Source organism: Mycobacterium helveticum, assembly GCF_007714205.1.
In the GTDB taxonomy this organism is placed as follows: Bacteria; Actinomycetota; Actinomycetes; order Mycobacteriales; family Mycobacteriaceae; genus Mycobacterium; species Mycobacterium helveticum.
The window spans coordinates 1-21,326 of record NZ_VMQU01000072.1 but is presented as its reverse complement, the minus strand read 5'-3'; the positions used below and the strand labels follow the sequence as shown (position 1 = coordinate 21,326).

Annotated in this window: 15 protein-coding genes; 9 read left to right on the top strand and 6 right to left on the bottom strand. The window is 71.5% G+C overall.

All coding sequences use genetic code 11. The annotated features are described in order from the left end of the window. Positions 1-32: 32 nt before the first annotated feature. From FPZ47_RS16750 to FPZ47_RS16740, 3 genes are all read left to right on the top strand, one after another. Positions 33-206, top strand: coding sequence for a CsbD family protein (locus FPZ47_RS16750; protein WP_144952974.1), 174 nt, complete (start codon positions 33-35; stop codon positions 204-206). Between the two features lie 181 nt (positions 207-387). Then, entirely contained in the window at positions 388-1,149 is a 762-nt protein-coding gene (locus FPZ47_RS16745) for a rhomboid-like protein (protein WP_144952977.1), read from the top strand. A 103-nt stretch (positions 1,150-1,252) separates the two neighbouring features. Beyond that, positions 1,253-3,208 (top strand): putative alpha/beta hydrolase, encoded by a 1,956-nt coding sequence (locus FPZ47_RS16740; RefSeq protein ID WP_144952979.1) that lies wholly within the window; start codon positions 1,253-1,255, stop codon positions 3,206-3,208. Positions 3,209-3,220: 12 nt separating this feature from the next. Here FPZ47_RS16740 and ligD read toward each other — a convergent pair whose 3' ends face one another. Then, positions 3,221-4,252 (bottom strand): non-homologous end-joining DNA ligase, encoded by a 1,032-nt coding sequence (gene ligD / locus FPZ47_RS16735; protein WP_144952982.1) that lies wholly within the window; start codon positions 4,250-4,252, stop codon positions 3,221-3,223. 25 nt (positions 4,253-4,277) lie between these two features. Here ligD and FPZ47_RS16730 point away from each other — a divergent pair, with 25 nt between their 5' ends. Beyond that, positions 4,278-5,348, top strand: coding sequence for an ATP-dependent DNA ligase (locus FPZ47_RS16730; RefSeq protein ID WP_144952985.1), 1,071 nt, complete (start codon positions 4,278-4,280; stop codon positions 5,346-5,348). A gap of 275 nt (positions 5,349-5,623) precedes the next feature. Here the strand turns inward: FPZ47_RS16730 and FPZ47_RS16725 are convergent, their stop codons facing one another. The 5 genes from FPZ47_RS16725 to FPZ47_RS16705 form a co-directional block, all read right to left on the bottom strand. After that, on the bottom strand, positions 5,624-6,529 hold the full coding sequence (locus FPZ47_RS16725; RefSeq protein WP_144952988.1) for a haloalkane dehalogenase: 906 nt from the start codon (positions 6,527-6,529) through the stop codon (positions 5,624-5,626). Position 6,530: 1 nt separating this feature from the next. Then, positions 6,531-7,016, bottom strand: a complete 486-nt coding sequence (locus tag FPZ47_RS16720; protein WP_144952991.1) for an NUDIX hydrolase — start codon at positions 7,014-7,016, stop codon at positions 6,531-6,533. Positions 7,017-7,021: 5 nt separating this feature from the next. Continuing rightward, positions 7,022-8,377, bottom strand: coding sequence for a WS/DGAT/MGAT family O-acyltransferase (locus FPZ47_RS16715; RefSeq protein ID WP_144953013.1), 1,356 nt, complete (start codon positions 8,375-8,377; stop codon positions 7,022-7,024). A 229-nt stretch (positions 8,378-8,606) separates the two neighbouring features. Next, the gene (locus FPZ47_RS16710; RefSeq protein ID WP_144952993.1) at positions 8,607-10,409 is read right to left on the bottom strand and encodes an AMP-dependent synthetase/ligase; all 1,803 of its coding nucleotides are present in this window, start codon (positions 10,407-10,409) and stop codon (positions 8,607-8,609) included. 32 nt (positions 10,410-10,441) lie between these two features. After that, positions 10,442-13,198: a cation-transporting P-type ATPase gene (locus tag FPZ47_RS16705; RefSeq protein WP_144952996.1), complete on the bottom strand. Its 2,757-nt coding sequence runs from the start codon at positions 13,196-13,198 to the stop codon at positions 10,442-10,444. A 257-nt stretch (positions 13,199-13,455) separates the two neighbouring features. On the opposite strand from FPZ47_RS16705, the gene FPZ47_RS16700 reads away from it, so the two are divergent. The 5 genes from FPZ47_RS16700 to FPZ47_RS16680 all read left to right on the top strand — a co-directional run bounded on the left by FPZ47_RS16700 (position 13,456) and on the right by FPZ47_RS16680 (position 21,256). Continuing rightward, complete coding sequence (locus FPZ47_RS16700; protein ID WP_144952999.1) at positions 13,456-14,532, top strand: NAD(P)H-dependent amine dehydrogenase family protein; 1,077 nt, start codon at positions 13,456-13,458, stop codon at positions 14,530-14,532. Beyond that, positions 14,529-15,302, top strand: a complete 774-nt coding sequence (locus tag FPZ47_RS16695) for an SDR family NAD(P)-dependent oxidoreductase (RefSeq protein WP_144953002.1) — start codon at positions 14,529-14,531, stop codon at positions 15,300-15,302. Before FPZ47_RS16700 ends, FPZ47_RS16695 begins: the two co-directional genes overlap by 4 nt. Beyond that, complete coding sequence (locus tag FPZ47_RS16690) at positions 15,299-15,913, top strand: TetR family transcriptional regulator (RefSeq protein WP_425461806.1); 615 nt, start codon at positions 15,299-15,301, stop codon at positions 15,911-15,913. Before FPZ47_RS16695 ends, FPZ47_RS16690 begins: the two co-directional genes overlap by 4 nt. A gap of 85 nt (positions 15,914-15,998) precedes the next feature. After that, a complete protein-coding gene (locus FPZ47_RS16685) occupies positions 15,999-19,946 on the top strand; it encodes a Pls/PosA family non-ribosomal peptide synthetase (RefSeq protein WP_144953004.1) in 3,948 nt (1,315 codons plus the stop codon). Then, entirely contained in the window at positions 19,943-21,256 is a 1,314-nt protein-coding gene (locus tag FPZ47_RS16680; protein ID WP_144953007.1) for a M1 family metallopeptidase, read from the top strand. Before FPZ47_RS16685 ends, FPZ47_RS16680 begins: the two co-directional genes overlap by 4 nt. Positions 21,257-21,326 lie beyond the last annotated feature (70 nt).

Below are 21,326 nucleotides of genomic sequence, written 5' to 3'. Positions count from 1 at the left end.
TCAACATCACCCGCGACGGGGTAAACGGCCTCATGAGTGCTGAAGACAAAATCAAGAACAAGATCGAGGATCTGGGCGGCCGGGCCAAGGAGGCCATCGGCAAGGCGACCGGGGACGAGGACACCCGCAACGAGGGCCGGGCGGATCAGGCCAAGTCGAGCCTGAAGGACGCGGGTGAAAAAGTGAAGGATGCCTTCAAGAAATAATCGCCGCGCCACCCACTGAGCATCTCCAATGGTCAACCGGGCCGCCGACTTCGCCGCGGGCCACCGGTGACCGCCTGCGCGCCGTTGTCACCGGGCGCCCGGGTGTGAAGAATGCCGACCCGGGCGTGAAGGATTCGTTAAGAACCTCGCCAATCGGGCGGCGCACCGCCAGGGTGAATCCATGGGCTCTCCGGCGGCGGTGGCGGCGCGCCTGCTCTCCGGCGCGGGCGCGGTGCGCGTCACGCTGGCCTACGCCGTCGCGCTGATCGGGGTGTCGCTCACCCTGAGCGCGCTCGGTCGGCAGGCGCGCGAGGTCGCGGTGAGCCGCATGAGCACCAACCTGCACAACCTGGCGCACGGCCGGGTGACCACGTTGGTCGGCAGCGCGTTCGTCGACGGCGGTGATGCCGTCGCGGCCTGGCTGCCGGGGCTGGTCTGCCTGCTGGCGCTCGGCGAACTCGCCTGGCGCGGCCGGGGCATGCTGCTCGCGTTCGCGGTCGGCCATGTCGGTGCCACCCTGATCGTCGCGGCGGGCCTGGTCGCCGCGGTCGAGACGCGGTGGCTGCCGGCCTCGGTGGCGCATGCCAGCGACGTGGGAATCAGCTACGGCGCCGTGGGCGTTCTCGGCGCGCTGACGGCGGCGATACCGCCGCACTGGCGGCCGGCCTGGGCCGGTTGGTGGATCGGCACGGCGGTGGCGGCGGCCCCGGCCGCGGGTTTCACCGGTATCGGCCACGTCGTCGCGCTGCTGCTGGGCATGGGCCTGTCGGCGCGCCTGCCGTCGATGACGCGCTGGACGCACCCGCGCGTGGCACTGCTGGCCGTCGGTGCGGTGTTCGGCGTCTGCGTGCTGTCCGGGCCGTCGCTGACGCCGCCGGTCGCGGGACTGGTGGTCGCGCTGTGCGCCGGCCTGGCCGCAAAGGCAGTTACCCACAGCCGGTAGCGCTTCCGCGGCCGGCGCGGGGCCGCCCGGTAGTACGGTTGGGCCGGGTCAAAAGGGGTGGCATGTCCGTCGGCGGTGGTGTGCGGCAGCGGGGAGCTCGGCGATGCGGCTCCGCTACATAAGCGTCCCCGCGCTGGTCGCCGAAGCGGGGGGCGACCCGTGGGCGATCGATCGGAGCCTGCAGGCCGGTAGCCCGGCGCAGATCTCCGGTCTGGCGGAGGCGTTCCACGCCGCCGGCCGGTGCATCGCCGAGGCCGACACCGCGTTCGCGCGGGCCCGCCGCCGCTTCGACGCGGCCTGGAACCACGGCGACGGCGACAGCCCCATCGACGCATCGGCCGCGGTCCGGCGGGTGGCCGCGGCGCTGGGCGCGCAGTCGCTGCGGCTGCCCGCGATCGGCGTCGAGCTGGAGAACGTCGCCGCCGCGCTGGCCGAGGCGCAGCGCACCGCGGCCGGGCAGATCGCCGCCCTCGAAGCCCGGCTGCCACAGCTCGACGACCTCATCGGGCGGGCGGTCGAACTCGAACGTGACCCCGGCCTGAGTTCGTCCGGCAGAACCGATCTCGAGGCCGTGATCGCCGCCTGCGAGGACGACGCGATCGACGACACCCGGGCCGCCCTGGCCGTGCTGCGGTCCCTGCGCGACGGCTACTGCGGCCACCTGTGGCAGTCGCTGGGCACGGTGCGCGCCGACGGCCACGACGCGTCGCCGCCTCCCACCACGTCCGAAGAGGTGCGCGCATGGTGGGACTCGCTCGGCGTGGACGACAGGGACCGGTCGATCGCGGCCCACCCGCGGGCGCTGGGCAACCTCGACGGCGTTCCGGCCGCGGTGCGCGACGCCGTGAACAGGGCGGTGCTGCGCGACGACCTGAGCAGGGTCGAGGGGGCGGCCCGCCCGCGCGGCATCTCACCCGAGAGCCTGCGCGACGCCGTGCTGCGCGATCGGGACCACGATCTGCTCGCCCACCCCGACGAGTACGGGCTCTCGGCCGCCGACGTCACCCGGTACCGCAACGCGGTGCAGACCAACCGGGGTGTCGCGCACGACGAGGGGCCCGGCGAAGACCATCCGCGGCCCGTCCTGCTGTGGGCCTACGATCCGGCGGCATTCGGCGGCAAGGGCAGGGCGGTGATCGCGGTCGGCGACCCGGACACGGCGCAGAACACCGCCGTCGTCGTGCCCGGCACCGACAGCAGCGTGCGGGGAGGCTGGCTCTACGACGGGCACAACGACGCCGTCAACCTCTACGACCAGTCCCTGAAAGCCGACCGCGCCCGCTCCACCGCCGTGCTCGCGTGGATGGGCTACGACGCTCCCGACCTGGCCCCCTCGACGCTGCGCGAGGTCGGCACGCCGTGGCTGGCCCGCCGGGGCGGCGGGCTGCTGGCCGCCGACGTCAACAGCCTGGCGGTCACCCATGCCGGACCGGTCCCGGCCCACGTGACGGTCATCGGTCATTCCTACGGGTCGACGACGGTGGCCGACGCGTTCGCCGGCAGCGGCATGCGCGCCGACGATGCCGTGCTGATCGGTTGTCCCGGAACCGATCTGGCGCACAACGCCGCCGACTTCCGGTTGCGCGGCGGCAGGCTCTACGTCGGTGCGGCCTCGACCGACGCGGTCAGCTGGATCGGTGAATCGGGCAGCGTCGTCCCCAATGCGCTCAACGTCGTCCTCGGCGGGCCGCTCGGGCCGTCGGCCGGCCTGGGCGCCGACCCCGCGCACGACGGCTTCGGGTCGGTGCGCTTCCGGGCCGAGGTCGCGGGCTCCCACAGCGCCGTGCCCTGGTTCGACGACCATTCGCACTACTACGACGTGGGCGGCGAGGCGCTGCACAACATGACCGAGATCAGCACCGGTCACGGCGATGCCCTGGGCCGCGACGGCATGCTGGCCCAGGCCCGCGACGAACAGCTGATCGCCATTCCCCGCCAGATGCACACCCCCTTCGGGCCGATCCCGTTGCCGCACATCGTGATCCGTGCACCCGTCACCGATGATCCGGAATGGGGAAGGGCCTCCAAAACCGTCACCGCAGACCACGGCTTCGACTAGCGCAGTCCGCGCCTATTCCCGGTTGTTCAGATCCGTATCCCGGGATGGCTGCACCCGTTTCGGTTCGCCCGGCATCTTCGGGTAGTTCGGCGGGTACGGCAGGTCGCCCAGGCCACGCTCCGCGTCGGCCTCGGCCAGCCGCAGCAGCGGGGCGATCGACTGGGCCACGCCGTCCATCGCCGCCCACGGGTCGTCGCGGCGCCGCACCAGGTCGGGAACGGTCGCCATGGTGTAGTCGCCCGGCTCGGCGCCGGCCAGCTCGTCCCAGGTCAGCGGCATCGACACCGTCGCGGTCGGCGTGGGCCGCAGCGAGTAGGCCGACGCCATGGTGCGGTCGCGGGCGTTCTGGTTGAAGTCGACGAAGACGCGTTCACCGCGCTGCTCCTTCCACCATGCGGTGGTCACCGCGTCGGGCGCGCGGCGCTCGATTTCGCGGGCCAGCGCGATGCCCGCCCGCCGCACCTCGACGAAATCCCAGTCGGTGGCGATGCGCAGGAACACGTGGATGCCCCGCCCGCCCGACGTCTTCGGGTAGCCGAGCAGCCCGAGTTCGGCCAGCAGGGGCCGCAGCACGTCGACGGCCACCGCGCGGGTCTGCGCGAAGCCGACGCCCGGCTGCGGGTCCAGGTCGACGCGCAGTTCGTCGGGATGGTCGGTGTCGGGGCAGCGCACCTGCCAGGGATGCAGCGTGATCGTCCCCATCTGCGCCGCCCACACGATCGACGCGGGGTGGGTGACCCGCAGCGCGTCGGCCGTGCGGCCCGAGGGGAACGTCACCCGGCAGGTCTGCAGGTAGTCGGGGTGGTAGGCGGGCACCCGCTTCTGGTAGATCTCCTCGCCGTCGATGCCGTCGGGGAAACGCTGCAGGTGGGTGGGCCGGTCGCGGAGCGCGCCGAGCATCGGGCCGCCGGCCACGGCGTGGTAGTACTCGACGACCCGGCGTTTGGTGCCCTGCGACCCCAGCCCGGGGAAATACACCTTGTCCGGGCTCGTCAGCCGCACGGCGATGCCGTCGACGTCGAGTTCCTCCGCTGCCGCAGCCATGTCAGGATTCCAGCACAATCGGCCTATGGAGTTGCCCGTCATGCCGCCGGTTGCGCCGATGCTGGCCAAGCCGGTCCGGTCGATCCCGCCGGATGCGTCCTACGAGCCCAAGTGGGATGGGTTCAGGTCGATCTGCTTCCGCGACGGCGACCGGGTGGAGCTGGGCAGCCGCAACGAGCGGCCGATGACCCGCTACTTCCCCGAGCTGGCGGCGGCGGTCACCGCGGAACTGCCGCGGCGCTGCGTGATCGACGGGGAGATCGTCATCGCCACCGGCCACGGCCTGGATTTCGAGGCGCTGCAACAGCGCATCCACCCGGCCGAGTCGCGGGTGCGGATGCTGGCCGGGGCGACGCCGGCGTCCTTCATCGCGTTCGACCTGCTCGCCCTCGGCGACGACGACTACACGCGGCGGCCGTTCAGCGAGCGGCGCGCCGCCCTCGTCGCCGCGCTGGGCTCCGGGCCGTCCTTTCATGTGACACCGGCGACCACCGATCTGGGCACCGCGCAACGGTGGTTCGACGAGTTCGAGGGGGCCGGCCTCGACGGCGTCATCGCCAAGCCGCTGACGCTGACCTATCAGCCGGACAAGCGTGTCATGTTCAAGATCAAGCACGAACGCACCGCCGACTGCGTGGTCGCCGGCTACCGGGTGCACAAGTCCGGCGGAGACGCGATCGGCTCGCTGCTGCTGGGGCTCTACCAGGAGGACGGGCAGCTCGCGTCGGTCGGCGTCATCGGCGCCTTCCCGATGGCCCAGCGGCGCCGGCTGTTCGCCGAGCTGCAGCCGCTGGTCACTTCCTTCGACGGCCACCCGTGGAACTGGGCCGCCCACGAGGCCGGCGAACGCACCCCCCGCAAGAACGAGTTCTCCCGCTGGAACGCCGGCAAGGACCTGTCGTTCGTCCCGCTGCGGCCCGAACTGGTGGTCGAGGTCCGCTACGACCACATGGAGGGACGGCGGTTCCGTCACACCGCCCAGTTCAACCGGTGGCGCCCCGACCGCGACCCGCGCTCGTGCACCTATGGGCAACTCGAACAGCCGTTGACCTTCCGGCTCGACGACATCGTGCCCGGCCTCGGCGCGGCCCGATAGGCCGGCGCCGTGCTCAGGCGTCCAAGCGGGCGAACTGCTGCCGGTGATACTGCGCGACGCGGCGGTGACGTCCCTGTTGACGGCGGTGGGCCCGTGCGCGGCGTCCTCGTCGGAATCGCCGCGCGTCCTGCGTTCGATGATGATGGCCGGCTTTTCGCTCTGCTTACCCGAGACGGCTAACGCCGTCACCCGGCCGCCGGTGGCAGCCGCACGTCGCGCCGGCACCTTCAGCAGCAGGCCCGGGGACACGGGCCCGGTCGTCCTCTGCGGCCGGCTCAGCGGCGCAGGAACTCCACGATATGACGCGCCAGCTCCTCGCCGGCATCTTCCTGCAGGAAGTGCCCGGCGCCGCGGATGATCGGGTGCTCGATCCCCTGCGCGCCGCGCATCTCGCGCCGGAAGACCTCCGCCATCGGCCCGGTGATCGGGTCGGCGTCGCTGAACGCGACGAGCATGGGCGTCGGGCTCACCGCCAGCTTCGACCACGCCGCCTTGTTGGCCGCCGCCGCGGGATCGTCCGGCGAGGTCGGCACCAAACCGGGCATGGCGCGCGGCCCGGCGCAGTACTCGTCGCCGGGGAACGGCGCGTCGTAGCCCGCCAGCACCTCCTCGCTCACCTGCTGCCGGGCGGCGCCCTGCACGAACAGGCTGACACGCAGGTCCGGCATCGTCTGGATCGCCTCGCGGAACTGCCACCAGACCTTGGCCATGGGCTGCTCGCCGTTGGGCAGCCCGGTGTTGGCCACGACCAGCCGGGCGAACCGCTCGGGGTGCTCGGCGGCCAGCCGCAGCCCGATCAGCCCGCCCCAGTCCTGGCCGACCAGGGTCACGTCGCGCAGGTCGAGGACATCGAAGGCCAGCGCCCGCATCCATTCGACGTGGCGCGCGTAGCTGTGGTCCTCGATGCGGGTCGGCTTGTCGGAGCGACCGAACCCGACCAGGTCGGGGCAGATGACGCGGTGCCCGGCCTCGACCAGGACCGGGATCATCTTGCGGTACAGATAGGACCAGGTCGGCTCGCCATGCAGCAGCAGAACCGGGTCGGCCTCGCGCGGGCCGTCCTCCACCCAGGCGACCCGCAGGCTGCCGCCCTCGTCGTCGGGCACTTCGCAATAGCTTGGGGCGTAAGGAAAGTCGGGAACATCGTCGAACCGGTCATCGGGTGTGCGCAATGTCTGCATCTCACGTTCCTTCCTGTAGTCCCGCCAACGCCGGCCGCGCCATCAACCGATCGAGAAACTCACGCTGGCCCCTCAACAGCTTGGTGCGCGCCTGTGCCACGGTAAACCAGGCGACCCGGTCGACCTCGGGGACACCCAGCAGCCTGCCCGAGCCCTTCGGCCACTCCAGCTCGAAGGTGTTGCTGCGCGCGTCGGTGACGTCGAGGTCGCCGTGGACGGCGAAGACGCTGACCACCTTGCCGCCGGGTTGCCGCGCCCGGCCGAGGTCGACGGGGGGGCCGGCCGGCAGCGGCAGCCCGACTTCCTCGGCGAACTCCCGCTGCGCGGCCGCCCAGGGATCCTCGCCGTCTGGGTACTCGCCCTTCGGCACCGACCAGACCCCGTCGTCCCTGCGCGCCCAGAACGGGCCGCCGGGGTGGGCGATCAGGACGTCGACGACGCCGTCGCGAACGCGGTACAGGAGCACACCCGCACTGAGCTTGGGCACGAACCTCAGGCCCCGACCGCGCGTTCCAGGTCTTTGAGCGACGACTCCAGGTGCGCGAGCAGGCGCTGCAGGTGCGGCACGCTGCGACGGCAGCCCACCAGACCGAAGTCGATCGTGTCGGCGTTGTTGGTCAGGGTGATGTTGAGCGCCTGCCCGTCCAGCACGATCGAGAACGGATAGTTGCCGTCGAGCCGGGCGCCCCCGTAATACATCGGCCGGGTCGGCCCGGGCACGTTCGAGATGACGATGTTGAACGGCGGCCGCGTCGAGGACACCCACCCCGGCACCGCGGCCAGGCTCAACGCCGCCATGTTCGCGGCCGACAGCGCCAGCGCCTGCAGGCGCGGCAGCTGGGAGAACACCTTCTTGTTGTCGCCCATCGACTCGCTGACGGTCCGCAGCCGCCGGGCCGGGTCGTCGGTGTCGGTGGCGAGGTTGCAGAGGATGGCCCCGACGAGGTTGCCGCCGGCGTCCGCCTCGTCCTCGCGGCGCAGACTCACCGGCACCATCGCCAGCAGCGAGGTGTCCGGCAGCGCGTCGTGCTCGAGCAGGTAGTAGCGCAGCGCGCCCGAGCACATCGCCAGCACGACGTCGTTGACGGTCACCCCCGCGGCCTTCTTGACGGCTTTGATGCGGTCCAGCGACCACGACTGCGCGGCGCACCGGCGGGCGCCGCCGATCTTGACGTTCAGCATCGTGCGCGGCGCCCCGAACGGCAACGTCAGCTGCTGCTCGAGCAGCGCCGCGCGGGCCAGCGTCACCGCCGAGGGCGCAAGGGCGGCAACGGATCCCGCCGTACGCATCAGCGAACGCACGGGGGACGCCGGGCTCGACCCCCGCTTGGGTTTCGGCAGGGTCCACGGCGCCCGGATCTCGCGGTCGCCGGGGTCGTCCGACAACGCGCGCTGCATCAGCTTCAGCCCCGAGACACCGTCGATCAACGCATGGTGCATCTTGGTGTAGACCGCGAATCGGCCGTCTTTGAGCCCCTCGATGACGTGCACCTCCCACAGCGGGCGGTGCCGGTCGAGCAAGCTGCTGTGCCAGCGCGAGGTCAGCTCGAGCAGCTCACGGACCCGTCCGGGCGACGGCAGCGCGGAACGGCGCACGTGGTAGTCGAGGTCGAGGTCCCTGTCGTAAGCCCAGCCCAGGTTCGGGAACCCGCCCCAGAACGTCGCCGGACGCTTGAGGAAGGTGGGCTGGACATCGCGCTGGGCGATCAGACGGTCGTAGAATTCCCGCACGTAGCCGCGCCCGGCGTCCGGCGGCGGCTCGTACAGTTGCAGGCCACCGACATGCATGGGGTGCTCGCGCGATTCGCCCAACAGGAAGATCGCGTCGGTGGGCATCATCAGTTCCATCATGCCAATTAGACCCTTATCGACGCCGTTCCGACGCGCGAACTCCGCGACTTCGCGGCGAACCCTCAGGTAGGGCAGCCCCTGGCCGGGGTGAGGCCGCGCTGCGGTTCGGGCCGGCCTGCTGCGAGGCGTCCGGGGCCCCGGCTGGTGCGGTTTCGTGATCTTCTTGCGTACGGGGTGGGCCGATTGGCGCGACTTGCTGCGCGCCAGCGGTTTCCAGCGCTGAGTTTCAGCGCTTGCCGTAGAGCGCCTCGATCTCGGCGGCGAACCGGGCGGCGACCACGTTGCGCTTCACCTTGAGGGTTGGGGTCAGCTCGCCGGTGAGCACGGTGAAGTCGGCCGGCAGGATGCGGAATTTCCGGTTCGACTCCGCATGGGAGACGGTCTGGTTGGCCGCGGTGACCGCCTGGTCGATCTCGGCCACCAGGTCGGGGTCGTCGGTCAGGTCCGCCACCGCGGCGCTGGCCGGCTTGCCTTGGTGCTGCTTCCACGCCTCGAATCCTTCGGGGTCGATCGCGATGAGCGCGGCCACGTAGGGCCTGTCGTCGCCCACCACCATCGCCTGGCTGATCAGCGGGTGAGCCCGCAATTGGTCTTCGAGCACCGCCGGTGCGACGTTCTTGCCGCCCGCGGTGACGATGATCTCCTTCTTGCGGCCGATGATCGACAGGAAGCCATCGTCGTCCACCGAGCCGAGGTCGCCGGTGTGGAACCAGCCGTTGACGACGGCCTCGTCGGTGGCCTTCTCGTTGTGCCAGTAACCGCTGAACACCACGCCGCCGCGCACCAGCACCTCGCCGTCGTTGGCGATCGCCATGCTGTTGCCCGGCAACAGCTTTCCCACCGTGCCGACCCGCTCCTCGCCGATCCGATTGATGGTGATCGCGGCGCTGGTCTCGGTTAGGCCGTAGCCCTCGTAGACCGTCAGCCCGACGCCGCGGTAGAAGTGGCACAGCCGCTTGCCCAGCGGGGCACCGCCGGAGACCGCGGCGTGGCAGTTCCCGCCCAGGGCGCTGCGCAGCTTGCCGTAGACCAATCGGTCGAACAGCGCGTGCGCGGCCCGCAACCGCCGGCTCGCACCGCCGGTGTCCTGGGCGGCGCTCCACTCGATGGCCGCGCGGGCGGCGAGTCGGAAGATGCTGCCCCGGCCGCTGTCCTGGGCGTTCAATTCGGCCGCGTTGTAGACCTTTTCGAACACCCGCGGCACCGACACCACGACCGTGGGCTTGAAGACGGCAAGCGTGGCCACCAGGTTCCTGATGTCGCCGGTGTAGCCGATGGTGACCTTGTTGGCGAACGCCGCCATCGACAGCGACCGGGCCAGCACGTGGGCCAGCGGCAGGAAGACCAGCAGCCGCTCCCCCTTGCGCAGCAGCGTCGGGAAACATACTGCGGCACCGCGCATTTCGTACAGCAGGTTCGAGTGCGTCAGCTGGCAGCCCTTCGGACGTCCGGTCGTGCCCGACGTGTAGATCAGCGTCGCCGCGTCGGCGGCCCGCAGTCCCGCCAACCGCTCGTCGAGTTGCCCGATGTCGACCGACTTCCCGGCCTCGGCCAGCTCGTCGAGCGCCGGCGGGCCATGGGACTCGAGATGCAGGATCGTGCGCAGGCTCGGCAGCTCGTCGCTGAGTTCCTTGACCAGTTGGCCGTGCGCGGCCGTCTCGGCGATCACCATGACCGCGCCGGAGTCCTCCAGCACCCAGCGCACCTGCTCGGGAGAGGACGTGTCGTAGATCGGGACGGTGACCCCGCCGACCGACAGGATCGCGTAGTCCAGGATCACCCACTCGTAGCGGGTGGCCGACAAAATCGCCACCCGGTCACCGGCGTTCACCCCCGCGGCGATCAGGCCGAGCGCGGTGGCGCGGATCTGCTGAGCGGCCTGGGCGCAGGTCACGTCCGACCACGCTCCGTCGAGGAGGCGCTGGAAGATCACCTGGTCGGGATCGTCGCGCTCGTGGGAGTACACGCTGCCCACGACGTTGTCGTTCTCGCAGACGGTGAAGCTCGCCGGGAGGCTGAATTCGCGCATGAGCCACGCTAGCCGCCCCGGACGCCGCCTTCCTAGTGGCCGAAAGTCCCGGTGTCCAGAGTCGATCGGCGCCCGCCCGAGCGGGCACGGCGCACCAGCTTGTCGACCGCGACCACGCCGCTGACTGCGGCGCCGACGACGAAAATGCGCAGCCATGTAACGGCGGAGATTGGCGCGGTGGCGAAAGCGGCGTTCATGGCGGGCAGATACGTGATGGCCAGCTGACCGATCACCTGCGCCGTCACACCGACCACGATCCAGCGGTTGGAAAGCACGCCGATACGCCAGGCCGAGTGCGTCAACGATCGGCAGCTGAACAGGTAGAACGTCTCGACGACGACGAACAGGTTCAACGCGGCCGTACGCGCCTCCGGCAGCGCCGCGCCGTTCGCGCGTTCCCACTCGAACAACCACCAGGCGCTGGCGACGAGCAACGTGGAGACCAGCAGGACCCGCGCGAGGAGTCCGTGGGTCAGCAGTGGTTCGCCCGGCTTACGGGGCGGCCGGGTCATGATGCCGGCCTCCTTGGGCTCGAAGGCGAGCATCAGGCCGAGCGCCACAGCGGTGGTCATGTTGATCCACAGGATCTGGGTGGGCAGGATGGGCAGCGCGGAGCCGAACGCGATGGCGGCCAGGATCACCAGTCCCTCACCGATGTTAGTGGGCAGCGTCCACGCGATGAACTTGGTGAGGTTGTCAAACACGCCGCGGCCCTCTTCGACCGCGGCCTCGATGGTGGCGAAGTCGTCGTCAGTCAGCACGATGTCGGCGGCGTCCTTGGCGACCTCGGTCCCGCTTCTGCCCATGGCGACGCCAATGCTGGCCTGCCGCAGGGCCGGTGCGTCGTTGACGCCGTCGCCGGTCATCGCCACCACGTCGCCTTTGCTCTGCAACGCCTGGACCAGCCGGAGCTTCTGCTCGGGCGACACCCGGGCGAACACAGTTGCCCCGGCCACCGCCTCCGGCAACTCGCCGGCATCCAGCGCGGCCAGATCGGCGCCCGTGAGCAACGAACCCGGTTCGTCCCGTCCGCTGAGCAAGCCGACCTGGGTCGCGATCGCGGCGGCCGTCCCGGCATGATCGCCGGTGATCATCTTGACCGCGATGCCCGCCGTGTGGCAGGCGGCGACGGCAGGGGTCACGGCCGCCCGCGGCGGATCGAGCATCGCATGCAATCCGGTGAACGCCAATGAACCCGGCGCCTCCTCGTCATCGAATTCAACGCGCTCGTCTACCGCACGCACGGCGGTCGCCAGTACCCGCAGGCCCCGCAGGGCCAGCCGGTCGGCAGCCGCCAGTACGGCATCACGGTCGAGCGGCCGCAGTGCGCCATCGGCTCCCATCTGGGAATCGCACAACTCGAGGATCCGCTCCACCGCACCCTTGGCCAGCAACACGTACCCGTCGTCTTGGCGATGCTGAGTGGCCATGTACCGGCGCTCGGAACTGAACGGGAGGGCCGCTACCCGCGGCAGGCTTGCCACGAGCTGCGGTGGATCAAGACCGGCCTTGACGGCAACGACGAGCAGTGCGCCCTCGGTCGGGTCGCCGACCACGTCCCACCGCCCACCTTCATGGGTCAGCGCCGCGTCGTTGCAGCACGCCGCCGCCAGCAGCGACCACCGCAGCGCCGCATCGGCATCGACAAACACCGGCGCGCCGTCGGCGGTGCACAGCTCACCGACGGGCGAGTAGCCCGAGCCGGTCACCTCGACCATTGCGTCGACGGTCCAGATCAGCTGCACCGTCATCTGGTTCTCGGTCAGCGTTCCGGTCTTGTCGGTGCAGATAACCGTTGTGCTGCCCAATGTCTCGACGGCGGGGAGCCGTCGGACCACCGCACGCCGCCTCGCCATCCGGGCCACCCCGATGGCGAGGGTGATCGTGACCGCCGCCGGCAACCCCTCGGGGATGGCACCGACCGCGAGGGCGATCGCCGCAGTGAAGGTCTCGACGGCATCCTGGCGACGGAGCAGCCCGACCGCGAACGTGGCGGCGGCGAGCCCGAGAATGCCTACCGTAAGGATCTTGCTGAACCGGGCGAGTTTTTCGGTCAACGGGGTGGCGAGCGTCTCCGCGGCTCCTACGAGACGATGGATCTCTCCGACCTCGGTCTCCGACCCGGTGGCGACCACGACGCCGGCCGCATGCCCGGCGGTCACCAGGGTGCCCGAGTACGCCATGTTGCACCGGTCGGCCACCGGTGTGGAATCCGGTAGGACGTTCTCGGACTTACTCACTGGTGCCGACTCACCGGTCAGCGCCGACTCGTCGACGCGCAACTCGACCTCACGCAGCAGTCGGACGTCGGCGGGCACCTTGTCGCCGGCTTCCAGCAGTACCAAGTCGCCGGGGACCAGGTCGTCGGACGGCACGGTTCGTTCCCGGCCGTCGCGGACCACCTTGGCGTCGGTGTGCACGATCTCGCGCAGGCCTGCGAGGGCGACCTCGGCCTTGGACTCCTGGATGAATCCCACCGCCGCATTGATCAACACCACACCGAAGATGACTGCCGAATCGGCGAATTCGCGTAACGCCGCAGTGATCGCACCGGCGACCAGCAGCACATAGATCAGCGGGTGATGGAACTGCCGCAGGACCCGCAGCAGCAGCCCGGCGCCTGCGGCCGGGGGTAACACGTTCGGGCCGAAACGCTCGAGACGCTCGGCCGCCTCGCCGCCGGACAGCCCGCGGTGCGGATCGGTCTCCAACAACAGTACGACCTCGTGCGCAGCCAGGCCGTGGTGTGCGGTGGTCGCAAATCCGGACGAAACCCGCGCCGCCGGCATCGCGTCACCTCGCCTACCTGTCCGACCAGTCGTTCCCCCAAGTGTGCACATCGGAGGCGGTGTGGGCCAGGGACTTGAGTCACCGACGCCGTGCTCACCACCCACCTCTCAGACGAATGCGACGTCGCCATCTGCGCGGTCGTGGGCGGATCGAGATTGACAGTCACTGCCAGCCAGTCATACTGTGCCAGTTCAGGCTCGAGCCTGCAAAGGCCGCCGAAAGGCGAGTCCGGGCGTTCGATTCGGGAGGTCGGTAGATGGGTGACCCGTCCAAGCTCCGCGTCATCCAGTGGGCCACCGGGGGTGTCGGCAAGGCCGCCATCGCGTGCGTGCGCAACCACCCCCAACTGGAGCTGGCCGGGTGCTGGGTGCACAGCGCGGACAAGGACGGCCGCGACGTCGGCGAGATCCTGGGCACCGACCCGCTGGGCGTGACCGCCACCAGCAGCATCGAGGAGGTGCTGGCCACCGACGCCGACTGCGTGATGTACAGCCCGTTGATCCCCGCCGACGAAGAGGTCATCGCGATCCTGCGGTCCGGCAAGAACCTCGTCACGCCGGTCGGCTGGGTGTACCCCGACGCGGCCAATCCCCGCGTCCGGGCCATCGCCGACGCCGCGCTGGAGGCTGGGGTGACCCTGCACGGGTCCGGCATCCATCCCGGCGGCATCACAGAGCGCTTCCCGCTGATGGTGTCCTCGCTCTCGTCGGCCGTGACCCACGTGCGCGCCGAGGAGTTCTCCGACATCCGCACCTACAACGCGCCCGATGTGGTGCGCCACATCATGGGGTTCGGCGGCACCCCCGAGGAGGCGATGCAGGGGCCGATGGCCGGGCTGCTCGAGGCGGGGTTCAAGATGTCAGTGCGAATGGTGGCCGACCACATGGGTTTTCGTATCGACCCGGAGATCAGGACCATCCAGGAGATCGCCGTGGCGAGCGCCGACATCGACTACGGACCCTTCCCGATCGCCCCGGGGGCCGTCGCCGCGCGCCGCTTCCGCTGGGAGGCGCTGGTCGACGGGCAACCGGTCATCACGGCGGCGGTCAACTGGCTGATGGGCGAGGACAACCTGGAGCCGGGCTGGAATTTCGGCGGGCGCGGCGAGCGCTTCGAGGTCGAGATCACCGGCGATCCCACGGTGAGCCTGACGTTCAAGGGGCTGCAGCCGGAGACCATCGCCGCAGGGCTGCAGAAGAATCCGGGGGTCGTGGCGACCGCCAACCACTGCGTCAACGCCATCCCCGACGTCTGCGCCGCCGGGCCCGGCATCAAGACGTACCTGGACTTGCCGTTGCTCGCCGGGCGCCCGGGCCCCCACCTGGCGCAGTGACCTACTCCCACCCCGACTCGATGCGCGGCCACGTCGCGATCGTCACCGGCGCCGCCCAGGGCGTCGGCAAGGGCGTCGCCGCCGCGCTGCTGGAACGCGGCGCCGCGGTCTTCCTGGTCGACATCCAGGGCGACAAGCTGGCGAGCGCCACCGCCGAGCTGCGGGCGGCCGGGCGGGTCGAGCAGCTGGTCGCCGACCTGCGCGACCCCGACAGCGCGCGGCGGATCGTGGCGGCCGCGGTCGACGCGTTCGGGACGGTGCACGGCCTGGTCAACAACGCCATCGCCACCAACGAGCCCAAGCGGTTCGTGGACGTCACCCTCGAGGATCTGGCGCTCGGTCACGACGTGGGCCCGCGGGCGAGCTTTCTGCTCATGCAGGCGGTGCACCCGGTGATGGTCGAGGCGGGCGGCGGGTCGATCGTGAACCTCGGCTCCGGCACGGGCACCGGCGGCGAAGCCAAGTGGGGCGGTTATGCCGCCGCCAAGGAGGCCATTCGCGGCCTGTCGAAGGTCGCGGCCCTGGAATGGGGGCGCGACAACATCCGGGTCAACGTGATCTGCCCGTTCGCCGAGTCCGACGGGGTCAAGCTGTGGAAGCAGTTCGCCCCCGACGACTACGCGAAGGCCGTGCGGCGCGTCCCCATGCGGCGCATCGGCGACGTCCGCACCGACGTCGGCGCGCTCGTCGCGTTCCTGCTCGGCACCGACGCGTCGTTCATCACCGCGCAGACCATCCACGTCGACGGCGGGATCGGCTGCTTCCGGTGACCCAGCCGGGGTCGCTGCGCGACCGGCAGCGTGCGCAGATCCGGGCCGACATCAGGCGGGCGGCGTTCCGGCTGTTCGTCGAGCGCGGGTACGACGCGGTCACCACCGAGGAGATCGCCACGGCGGCGGGCGTTTCGCCGCGCACCTTCTTCCGGTACGTGCCGACGAAGGAGGAACTGCTGCTGGCGCCGGTCCGCCACGGCGGCGCCGCGATCGTCAACCTGCTCCAGCAGCGGCCCGCCAGCGAGGCGCCCGACGTCGCGCTGAGCAACGCGATCATCACCCGGACCCGCTCGTTCGACCGCGACGACTGCGCGGAGTGGCGCGCGGCGCTGCTGGTGGCACCCGGGCTGCTCGGCAAGGTCAGCATCCACCAGCCGGCCGACAAGGAGCGCGCGGTCAGGCTGGTCGCCGAACGCATGGGCGCCGATCCCGACGTCGACCTGCGCCCGGGCCTGCTGGTCCACCTCGCCTTCGCGGCCGCCGATTTCGCCTTCCAGCTGTGGGTCCGCCACGCCGACAAGCCGCTGGACCGCCACGTCACCGAGGCGCTGGACGCGGTCACGGGCCCGCACTGGAGGCGAGCCGGATGGCGCACCAGCGGGCCGTAGCGCGGCAACGGTGAGCCGGCGACCACGACGGCGTGCCGGGTGTCGAGGTCCTCGTGATCTGGCCCGGAGTGAGTATTTTCGTAGCGTGGCGACAGGACCAGCACCGGCACGAGCCCCGGCGGACGTTCCGGCTCAGTACCTGCTGTCGTCCGCCGCGCCCAGCCCGCGCACCCTGATCGACATCGTCTACGCGACCGCCGCGCGTTACCCGGACGCCCCCGCGATCGACGACGGCACCGTGCAACTGACCTACGGCGAGCTGATCGGCGACATGGAGGCCAGCGTCGAGTGGCTGGCCGCCCGGGGCATCGGCCGGGGCGACCGCATCGGCATCCGCATGCCCTCGGGCAGCTACGCGCTGTACGCGGCGATCCTGGCGACCCTGGCCGCCGGCGCGGCGTACGTGCCGGTCGACGCCGACGACCCCGACGAGCGGGCCGCGTCGGTGTTCGGCGCGGCCGACGTGGTCGCGGTGATCACCGAGGCGGGCCTGCTGCGGGGCCCCGGCTCGTCGCGGGGCTGGCGCGCGACGGCGCCCATGACCCGCGACGACGCGTGGATCATCTTCACCTCCGGATCGACCGGCACCCCGAAGGGCGTGGCCGTCACGCACCGCAGCGCCGCCGCGTTCGTCGACGCCGAGGCGCAGACGTTCCTGCGGGACGGACCGATCGGGCCCGGGGACCGGGTGCTGGGCGGGCTGTCGGTGGCCTTCGACGCGTCCTGCGAGGAGATGTGGCTGGCCTGGCGGCACGGCGCCTGCCTGGTCCCCGCGCCGCGGTCGCTGGTGCGCAGCGGGATGGACCTGGGTCCGTGGCTGGTCACCCGCGACGTGACCGTGGTGTCGACGGTGCCCGCGCTGGCCGCGCTGTGGCCCGCCGAGGCGCTGGAGGCGGTGCGGCTGCTGATCTTCGGCGGCGAGGCCTGCCCCGCGGAGCTGGCCGGGCGCCTCGCGGTCGACGGGCGGGAGGTGTGGAACACCTACGGCCCGACCGAGGCGACGGTGGTCGCCTGCGCGGCCAGGCTCGACGGTGGCGGCCCGATCAGCATCGGGCTGCCGTTGCCGGGCACCGACCTGGCCGTCGTCGACGGCGACGGCTGCCCGGTCGGCTACGGCGAGGTCGGTGAGCTGGTGATCGGCGGGGTGGGCCTGGCCCGCTACCTGGACCAGGACAAGGACGCCGAGAAGTACGCCCCGCTGCCCACACTGGGCTGGGCGCGCGCCTACCGCAGCGGTGACCTGGTGCGGCTGGAGCCCGAAGGGCTCTATTTCTGCGGGCGCGGCGACGACCAGGTCAAGGTGGGGGGCCGCCGCATCGAGCTGGGCGAGGTCGACGCCGCGCTGGTCGGCCTGCCGGGGGTCGGCGGCGCGGCGGCGGCGGTCCGCCAGACCGCGACGGGAACGCCGGTGCTGGTCGGTTACCTGGTCAGCGCCGATCCGTCGTTCGACCTGCATGCGGCACGCCGGCGGCTCGCCGAACAGCTGCCCGCCGCGCTGGTGCCCCGGCTGGTGCGGATGGAGGAGCTGCCCACCCGGACCTCGGGCAAGGTCGACCGCGACGCGCTGCCGTGGCCGCCGCCCGGCGGCTCCGCGCCCGTGGCCGGCGGCGATGCGAGCGCCGACGCCGAGCTGGGCGGCACGACGGGCTGGCTGGCCGGCCTGTGGCGCGACCTGCTCGGCTCGGCGGTGGACGGCCCGGAGGCCGACTTCTTCGCGCTCGGCGGTGGCTCGCTGGCCGCCGCGCAGCTCGTCGCCGCCCTGCGGCGCCGGTTCCCGCAGGTCACCGTCGCAGATCTGTACGACCATCCCCGGCTGGGCTCGCTGGCCGGGTTCCTCGACGAGCTGGAGCCGCCGCCGCGGGTCACCGAGCGGGTGGTGCGCCCGACGCCGCGCCTGACCCAGGCCGCGCAGACCGCGCTGTCGGTGCCGTTGGCGACGCTGGCGGCGCTGCCGTGGGTGACGTGGACCGCGCTGGGCAACGGAGTCGCCCGCGCGAGCCACGTGGTGCCGTGGACCGTCGCGGTCAACTGGTGGCTCATCGCGGTGGCGTTCGTCGTGTTCGTCACGCCGGTCGGCCGGATGGGCATCGCGGTGCTGTGCGCGCGCCTGCTGCTGTCGGGGGTGCGGCCGGGCACCTACCGCCGCGGCGGGTCGGTGCACCTGCGGGTGTGGCTGGCCGAGCGGGTGGCCGAGGCCTGCGGGGCGCACAACCTGGCGGGCGCGCCGTGGCTGGTGTACTACGCCCGCGCGCTCGGCGCCAACGTCGGCAAAGGGGTGGACCTGCACTCGCTGCCCCCGGTCACCGGGTTGCTGACGCTCGGGCACCGCAGTGCGGTCGAACCCGAGGTGGACCTGTGCGGGCACTGGGTCGACGGCGACGAGTTCCACGTCGGCGCCATCACGGTCGGCGACGACGCGACGGTCGGCGCCCGGACCACGCTGCTGCCCGGCGCGGTCGTCGGCAAGAACGCCGACGTGGCACCGGGCTCCGGAGTGGTCGACAAGATCAAGAACGGGCAGTACTGGAAGGGCTCGCCCGCGGTGAAGTCGGGCAGGGTCAAGCACCCGTGGCCCGACGAGCGGCCGCCGCGCCGCACCCGGTGGGTCGCCATGTACGGGCTCACATCGGTGCTGCTCGGCTCCCTGCCGCTGATCGCCGCGGCGAGCGGTGTCGCCGTGATCGCCGCGGCGGTGCGCCACACCCGCCGGCTCTCGGAGGCGGTGCTGCCGGCGCTGCTGTGGACGCCGGCCGCGGCGCTGGCCGCCATGGCGGTGTACGCGCTGCTGACCGTGGCGGCGGTGCGGGCCCTGTCGCTCGGGCTGACCGAGGGCTACCACCCGGTGCGCAGCCGGGCCGGCTGGCAGCTGTGGGCGACCGAACGGCTCATGGACGCCGCGCGCAACTATCTCTTCCCGCTGTACGCCAGCATGCTGACACCGGTGTGGCTGCGGTTGCTCGGCGCCAAGGTCGGCCGCGGCACCGAGATCTCCACGGTGTTGCCGATCCCGAAGTTCACCGTGATCGAGGACGGCGCGTTTTTGGCCGACGACACCATGGTCGCCTCCTACGAGCTCGGCGGCGGCTGGATCCACGCGGCCACGACCACCGTGGGCCGGCGCGCGTTCCTCGGCAACTCCGGCATCACCCAGCCGGGCCGCCGGGTGCCCGACGACGGGCTGGTCGCGGTGCTGTCGGCCGCACCGCCCAAGGCCAAGCGCGGCTCGTCGTGGCTGGGCAGCCCCCCGATGCGGCTGCGCCGGCGCCCCACCGAGGCCGACGCGGCGACCACCTACGACCCACCCGCGAGGCTCAAGGCCAAGCGGGGGGTGGTGGAGGCCTGCCGGCTGCTGCCCGTGGTGGTGACGTTCGGAATCGGGCTGGCGGTGCTGGGTGGGTTACAGGCGCTGGCGCGGATCTTCGGCATCTGGGCGGCGGCGTTGTGCGGCGGTCTGGTGCTGCTGGGCGCGGGCGCGGTCGCGGGGACCGTCACGGTCGCCGCCAAATGGCTGGTGGTGGGACGGATCAGGGCCAGCGAGTACCCGCTGTGGTCGTCGTTCGTCTGGCGGAACGAGGTCTGCGACACCTTCGTCGAGACCGTCGCGGCGCCATGGTTCGCGCGCGCGGCCGGCGGCACCCCGCTGCTGAACGCGTGGCTACGGGCGCTGGGCGCCCGCGTCGGGCGGGGCACGTGGTGCGAAAGCTATTGGCTCCCGGAGGCCGATCTGGTCACGCTGGGCTCCGGCTGCACGGTCAACCGGGGCTGCGTGGTGCAGACGCACCTGTTCCACGACCGGATCATGAGCATGGACAGCGTCGTCCTCGAGCCCGGCGCCACCCTCGGGCCGCATTGCGTGGCCCTGCCGGCCGCCCGGCTGGGTGCCGGCGCGACCGTCGGCCCGGCGTCGCTGGTGGTGCGTGGGGACAAGGTGCCGGCATCGACACGCTGGCAAGGCAATCCGATCAAGCCGTGGGCGCCGGGACGCAAGAGGGGCGGGGCCAGGAATTCGGCGAAGCGGGGCGCCGCGGCGTGAAAGTTCCGGCTGAGAAGTGCGCGCCGGTCATCGACGACTACCTGCCGAGAAGCGGCGACCCCGGCTACCGGGTGTCGCGCTACGAGCTCGACCTCGAGTACCGGGTCGCGATCAACCGGCTCTCCGGCACCGCGACGATCACCGCGGTCACGCTCGTCGAGCTGCAGCAGTTCACCCTGGACCTGTCCGCCTCGTTGTCGGTGTCCAAGGTGTCGGTGAACGGCCAACGCGTGGCCCAATTCTCCTGCCGCGGCGGCAAGTTGCGCATCCGGCTGGCGTCCAAACTCGCGGCCGGGGCGGCGATGGCGATGGTGGTGCGCTACGGCGGTGCCCCCCAACCGATCCGGTCGTTATGGGGCGACGTCGGATTCGAGGAGCTGACCGACGGGGTGTTGGTCGCCGGTCAGCCCAACGGCGCCCCGTCGTGGTTCCCCTGCAACGACCACCCGGGCGACAAGGCCGCCTTCCGCATCCAGGTGAGCACCGAAAGCCGCTACCGCGTCGTCGCCAACGGGAAACTGGTGGCGCGCCGCACCCGGGCGTCGCAGACGGTGTGGACCTACGAACAACCCGAGCCGACATCGACCTACCTGATCACGTTGCAGATCGGCGTCTATGAGGCGGTGCGGCTGGCCCGGACGCCGGTCCCCATCCAGGCGGCGCTGCCCGCGCGGTTGCGCGGCGAGTTCGAGCACGACTTCGCGCGCCAGCCTGAGATGATGTCGCTGTTCGTCGAGCTGTTCGGGCCCTACCCGCTGGGCAGTGGATACACGGTCGTGGTCACCGACGACGACCTGGATATCCCCCTTGAAGCTCAAGGGATTTCGATCTTCGGCGCCAACCACTGCGACGGCTCGCGGGCCGCCGAGCGGTTGATCGCCCACGAACTGGCGCACCAGTGGTTCGGTAACTCGGTGACCGTGCGACGGTGGCGCGACATCTGGCTGCACGAGGGATTCGCCTGCTACGCCGAGTGGTTGTGGTCGGAGCGCAGCGGCGGACCCGACGCCGACGAACTGGCCCGCCTGCACCACGAACAGCTGCGCGCGAAGCCGCAGGACCTGTTGTTGGCCGACCCCGGGCCGCGGCACATGTTCGACGACCGCGTGTACACGCGCGGGGCGCTGACCCTGCATGCGCTGCGCGGCCGGCTCGGCGATGCGAACTTCTTTGCCCTGCTGCGGGATTGGGCGACCCGGCACCGCCATGGCGCGGTGGTCACCGACGACTTCACCGGGCTGGCCGCAGGTTACTCCGACCAGCTGCGGCCATTGTGGGAGGCGTGGCTGTATTCGACGACGGTGCCCTGACGGGCGATGCGGGGCTCAGCCGCCGCCCCCACCGCCTCCGGCGCCACCGCCACCGGGGGCGCCGCCACCG